General features: G+C 71.7%; 5 protein-coding genes. 2 read left to right on the top strand and 3 right to left on the bottom strand.

Annotated elements, in window-relative coordinates; genetic code table 11:
* The 3 genes from JNK30_RS01280 to JNK30_RS01270 form a co-directional block, all read right to left on the bottom strand.
* The coding region (locus tag JNK30_RS01280) for an amidase family protein (protein WP_293479447.1) at nucleotides 1-749 on the bottom strand (749 nt) is incomplete at its 3' end.
* 1 nt (nucleotide 750) lies between these two features.
* Nucleotides 751-1,527, bottom strand: a complete 777-nt coding sequence (gene dapB / locus JNK30_RS01275) for a 4-hydroxy-tetrahydrodipicolinate reductase (RefSeq protein ID WP_293479445.1) — start codon at nucleotides 1,525-1,527, stop codon at nucleotides 751-753.
* A gap of 164 nt (nucleotides 1,528-1,691) precedes the next feature.
* Nucleotides 1,692-2,153, bottom strand: coding sequence for a hypothetical protein (locus JNK30_RS01270; protein ID WP_293479443.1), 462 nt, complete (start codon nucleotides 2,151-2,153; stop codon nucleotides 1,692-1,694).
* A gap of 147 nt (nucleotides 2,154-2,300) precedes the next feature.
* Here JNK30_RS01270 and JNK30_RS01265 point away from each other — a divergent pair, with 147 nt between their 5' ends.
* Nucleotides 2,301-4,592 carry an NADP-dependent malic enzyme gene (locus tag JNK30_RS01265; RefSeq protein WP_293479441.1) on the top strand — a complete coding sequence of 764 codons (2,292 nt, stop codon included), beginning with the start codon at nucleotides 2,301-2,303 and terminating at the stop codon, nucleotides 4,590-4,592.
* Nucleotides 4,593-4,693: 101 nt separating this feature from the next.
* Nucleotides 4,694-5,848 (top strand): Hsp70 family protein (locus JNK30_RS01260; protein WP_293479439.1); only part of this gene is annotated, 1,155 nt, incomplete at its 3' end.

The raw sequence follows: 5,848 nt of genomic DNA, 5'->3' as shown, positions 1-5,848 counted from the left end.
TCGGCCGGCGGCGCCTTGGGGGCGAGCGGACCGGCCTCGATGACCGACAGCAGCAGGCGCAGGTCGCGGGCGGAACGGGCCATGGGGCCGATCACGTTGAGGTCCCGCTCGGCGTAGGACCCCGGCCGCGGCGGGACGTGGCCCCGCTGGCTGACGAGGCCCCAGGTGGGCTTGTGGCTGAACACGCCGCAGAAGCTGGCGGGAACCCGCAGGGAGCCGCCGATGTCGGAGCCGATCTCGAGCGCCGTGACCCGCGCGGCCAGCGCCGCCGCCGCGCCGCCCGAGGACCCGCCGGGCGTTCGCGCGGGATCCCACGGATTGTTGGTCGCGCCGTACAGGGGGTTCGTGCTCTGCCAGTCGGCGGCCATGACGGGCACGTTGGTCTTGCCCCAGATCACGGCCCCGGCGTTGCGCGCGTGGTGGACGGTGTCGGCGTCCTCGGTCATGCGGCGCCGGTATTCGGCCAGGCCGGACGAGGCGGCCATGCCCGCCACATCCAGCGTGTCCTTGATGGTCATGGGAAGCCCGGCCAGCAGCCCGAGCGGCTCGCCGCGCCCCCGGGCGTCGTCCACCGCCCGCGCCGCCTCCAGCGCCCGTTCGGGGTCGGCGGCCACGACGGCGTTGAGCGCGGCGTGGGTCTCGGCATGCCGGCCGAGCGCGGCCTTCAGCAGTTCGACCGCGGAAACCCGGCGGGCGGCGAGGGACGAGAGCTGCTCGGTGGCGTCGCGGTCGAGGAGGTCGCCGGCCACGTCAGCCTCCCTTCATCCCCAGGACGTCCTGCATGTCGTAGAGGCCCGGCGGCTGGCCCACCACCCAGCGGGCCGCCGCCACGGCGCCGCGGGCGAACAGGCCGCGGTCGCGTCCCGAGTGGCTCAGCGTCAGGATCTCCTCCTCGGCCGCGAAGGTGACGCTGTGCTCGCCCACGATGCCGCCGCCGCGCAGCACCGAGAAGCCGATCTCGCCGACCGGCCGCACGCCGGTGATGCCGTCGCGGGCGCGGCGCTGCACGCGGGCCAGGTCGACGCTGCGGCCGTGGGCCGCCGCCTCGCCCAGCATCAGCGCGGTGCCCGAGGGCGCATCCACCTTGTGCCGGTGGTGCGCTTCGAAGACCTCGATGTCCCACTGCTCGGCCGGCAGGGCGCGCGCCGCCTGGGCCACCAGCCCCATCAGCAGGTTCACCCCCAGCGAGTAGTTGCCGGCGAAGACGATGGGAACGCGCTCGGCGGCCTTCGCGATCGCCGCGCGCTGCGCGTCCGTGGCGCCCGTCGCCCCGATCACGAGCGCGGGCCGTCCCGCCTCGGCCGCCCGCCCGGCAAGCTCCACCGAGGCCGCGGGCAGGGTGAAGTCGATGATCACGTCGGCGGCCGCGAGCGCGTCGGCCACCGTCGCCAGTCCGGGCGCCTCCGCGTCGGGCCGGTCGAAGCGCGCGGCGACGGCGAAGGCCGCGTCGGCGCTCACCGCCCTGTCGACCGCTTGCCCCATGCGGCCCAGCGCGCCGGCGATGGCGATCCTGATCGGGTCGGACAAGAACGTGGCTCCGCTTCCGGCGTTGGCCCGCTAGTTCTCGCGAGCCGCACGGGCGGGTCAATCCGAAACGGCGCGGGAGGGCCGCGGGCGCGCTCCCGCGGTTCCGGGCGCAAACAAAAGGGCGGCCCGTGGGGGCCGCCCTTTCGCGTCGTGGGCCGTGAGGCCTACTTCTTCAGCATCTGCTTGATCTCGGCCTGAGTGGCATTGACCGCGGCGGTCTTGCCCTTCACGGCGAGGTTCGCGGTTTCGACGGCGAAGGTGTCGGCCCCCATCTTGATGGTGGCGGTCTGCTTGCCGTCGGCGCCGGTCTTCACCTCGGTGATCTGGCCGATCGTGAGGCCGGTGTTGTCGACCACCGACATGCCGGTCGTGACGCTGGCGTTGGTCCCCGCGGCCGCGGCGCTGTCCGCGCCCGTCGAGGGCATGGCCGGCGTGGCCGGATCCGCAGACGTCGCGGGGCCGGCGCCCGGGTCCGCGGGCTGGGCCGGCGTGGCCGGCGTCGCAGGGGTCGCCGCGTTCGGCTGGGTGCTGCCCGCCGCCGAGCCCGTGTCGGGCGTCTGGGCGAAGGCGGGCGCGCCCGCGAGGGCGATCGCCGCGGCGGCGGCGAGAGCGACACGATGATTCATGAGAATAGTCCCTTGTGAGGCCCCCATTCCCCGGCAGGCCCTCAACTGGCGGCCGCGGAGGATTGTTCCATCGTTGTCCGGGCCGCGCGGCCTCTATAGGTTGGCCGCTTCACGCGTGGGGCGCGCCGAGGGGACGGGCGGGGATACATGGATCAGGTCGAGAAACGCTCCTTCACCGACGAAGAGGCGCTGAGCTTCCACCGCTATCCCACGCCCGGGAAGATCGGCGTGCGGGCCACCAAGCCCATGGGCACCCAGCGCGACCTGTCGCTGGCCTATTCGCCCGGCGTGGCGGTGCCCGTCCTGGCGATCGCGAAGGACCCCGAGCTCGCCTACGAGTACACCTCCAAGGGCAACATGGTGGCGGTGATCTCGAACGGCACCGCGATCCTCGGCCTCGGCAACCTCGGCGCCCTGGCCTCGAAGCCGGTGATGGAGGGCAAGGGCGTCCTCTTCAAGCGCTTCGCCGACGTGGACGCCATCGACATCGAGATGACCACCACCGATCCGGACGAGATCATCACGGTGGTGAAGAACATCGGCGTGACCTTCGGCGGCATCAACCTCGAGGACATCAAGAGCCCCGACTGCTTCCGCATCGAGACCGAGCTGCAGGAGCTGCTGGACATCCCGGTCTTCCACGACGACCAGCACGGCACCGCGATCATCTGCGCGGCCGGGCTGATCAACGCCTGCGAGATCACCGGACGACGGCTCGAGGACGTCAAGGTCGTGCTGAACGGCCCCGGCGCGGCGGGCATCGCCACCCTGGGCCTGATCAAGGCCATGGGCGTGAAGCACGAGAACGTCGTGGCGGTCGACCGCAAGGGCGTGCTCTGGCGCGGCCGCCCGGACGACATGAACCAGTGGAAGTCGGCCCACGCGGTGGACACCGACAAGCGCACGCTGGCCGACGCGCTGAAGGGCGCCGACGTCTTCATCGGCGTCTCGGCCAAGGGCGCGCTGACCCAGGAACTGATCAAGACCATGGCGCCGATGCCGATCATCTTCGCCATGGCCAACCCCGACCCGGAGATCCTGCCCGAGGAGGTCTATGCGGTGCGCGAGGACGCCATCGTGGCGACCGGCCGCTCGGACTACCCGAACCAGGTCAACAACGTGCTGGCCTTCCCCTACCTCTTCCGCGGCGCGCTCGACGTGCGCGCGCGGCAGATCAACATGGAGATGAAGATCGCCACGGCCCGGGCCCTGGCGCAGCTCGCCCGCGAGGACGTGCCCGACGAGGTGATCGCCGCCTATCACGGGGTGCAGCTGAAGTTCGGGCCGAAGTACATCATCCCCACCCCCTTCGACCCGCGGCTCCTGTCCTACATCCCGCCGTTCGTCGCCAAGGCGGCCATGGACACGGGCGTGGCGCGCCGGCCGATCGCCGACATGGAGGCCTATCGCGCCAGCCTGGCGCAGCGCATGGACCCCACGGCGGCCTTCTCGCAGAAGCTGCAGGGCGCGGTCCTGTCGGCGCCGGAGAAGAAGATCGTCTTCGCCGAGGGCGAGGAGCAGTCGGTGATCCGCGCCGCGTACGCCTTCCAGACCCAGGGGCTGGGCAAGGCGGTCCTGGTCGGCCGCGAGGAGCTGGTCCACGAGAACATGCTGGCCGCGGGCATCGACCCGGCCGAGGCGGGGCTGGAGATCCTGAACGCCCGGGTTTCGTCGTGGAACGAGGCGGCGGTGGACCACCTCTACGGCCGCCTGCAGCGGGAGGGCTACCTGCGCCGCGACATCCAGCGGCTGATCAACCAGGACCGCAACGCCTTCGCCGCCTCTATGGTGGCGCTGGGCCACGCCGACGGGATGGTCACCGGGGTCACGCGCAACTTCGACCAGGCGCTGGAGGAGGTGCTGCACGTCATCGACCCGGCGCCCGACGGCCGCATCATCGGCATGAGCGTGGTGATGGCCAAGGGCCGCACCCTGTTCATCGCCGACACCAACGTCACCGAGATGCCGGTGGCCGAGGAGCTGGTGGAGATCGCCATCGAGGCGGCGCGGGCGGTGAAGACCCTGGGCTACGAGCCGCGGGTAGCGTTCATGAGCTACTCCACCTTCGGCAACCCCATGGGCGACCGGTCCGAGCGCGTCCGCGAAGCCGTGCGGATGCTGGACGAGATGCACGGCCTCGACTTCGAGTACGAGGGCGAGATGCCGCCCGAGCTGGCGCTGGAGCCGGAAAGCCGCGGCGCCTACCCGTTCATGCGCCTCACGGGTCCCGCGAACGTCCTGATCATGCCGGCCATCCACTCGGCCGCGATCTCGACCCAGCTCATCAAGTGCCTGGGCGGGGCCGAGGTGATCGGCCCGATCCTGGTGGGCCTCGACCGCCCGGTGCAGATCTGCCCGCTGGGCGCCTCGGTCTCCAAGATCCTCCAGATGGCCACCGTCTGCGCCTACGACCGCCCGCTGATGGAGGTGGGGGAGTAGGGGGCGCTTAGGCGCTGCCGCCCTCGGCGCGGGCGGCGACCAGCCCACTTCCCCGCCCACCGCCGTTCTGCTAAGCCCGCCGGCCCTTCGGCGGGCGGCGCATGTACAGCCTCGGCATCGACTTCGGGACCACCAACACGGTGCTGGCTCTGGCCGGCGCCGAGGGTCCCGCGCGGCTGGTGACCTTCCCCGCGCCCGAGGGGGAGCTCTTCGCGTTCCGTTCCTGCCTCAGCTTCCATGCGCCCGAGGACCGGCCGGGAGAGCGGGAGATCGCGGCGGGGCCCTGGGCGATCGAGGCCTATGTCGAGGATCCCGCCGAGACCCGGTTCATCCAGAGCTTCAAGAGCTTCGCCGCCCAGGAGAGCTTCACCGAGACCCAGATCCTGGGGCGGCGCTACCGCTTCGAGGACCTGCTCTCGACCTTCCTGCTCAAGGTCCGCGACTACGCCGGCGACGGCCTGGGCGAGCTGCCGGACCGGGTGGTCATCGGGCGGCCGGTGAAGTTCGTCGGCGCCAATCCCAGTGAGGCGCTCGCGCTCTCCCGGTACGAGACCGCCTTCCGCCGGATGGGCGTGCGCGAGGTGCGCTACGCCTACGAGCCGGTGGGCGCGGCGTTCTTCTTCGCGCGCGAGCTGGACCACGACGCCACCGTGCTGGTGGGCGACTTCGGCGGCGGCACCAGTGACTTCTCGATCATCCGGTTCGAACGTCACGGCGGCGAGATGCGGGCGATCCCGCTCGGCCGCGCCGGCGTGGGCGTGGCGGGCGACGCCTTCGACTACCGGATCATCGACCACCTCGTGTCGCCGGAACTGGGCAAGGGCGGCGACTACGTCTCGTTCGGCAAGACCCTGCCGATCCCCTACAAGTACTACGCGGCCTTCGCCCGATGGGACCAGCTGGCCCTGCTGCGCGCCAGCCGCGACATGCGCGAGATCCGCGCGCTGGCGCGGGAAGCGGTCGAGCCCGAGCGGATCGCGGCCCTGATCGAGGTGCTGGACGAGAACTACGGCTACCGGCTCTACCGGTCGGTCTCGCGGCTGAAGGAGAGCCTGTCGTCCGCCGAGGGCGACGTGTTCCGCTTCGAGGCGGGGTCGATCTCGATCGTCAAGCCGGTGGCCCGGACGGACTTCGAGCGCTGGATCGCCCCCGAGCTGGCCCTGATCGAAGGCGCCGTCGATGCGGCGCTGGAGGACGCGGGGCTGACGGCGGACGCCATCGACCGCATCTTCCTGACCGGGGGGTCGTCGCTCGTG

The organism is Phenylobacterium sp. (assembly GCF_016793225.1).
In the GTDB taxonomy this organism is placed as follows: Bacteria; Pseudomonadota; Alphaproteobacteria; order Caulobacterales; family Caulobacteraceae; genus Phenylobacterium.
Note: the sequence above shows the minus strand (reverse complement) of the source record. Positions and strands in the feature narration are given on the sequence as shown.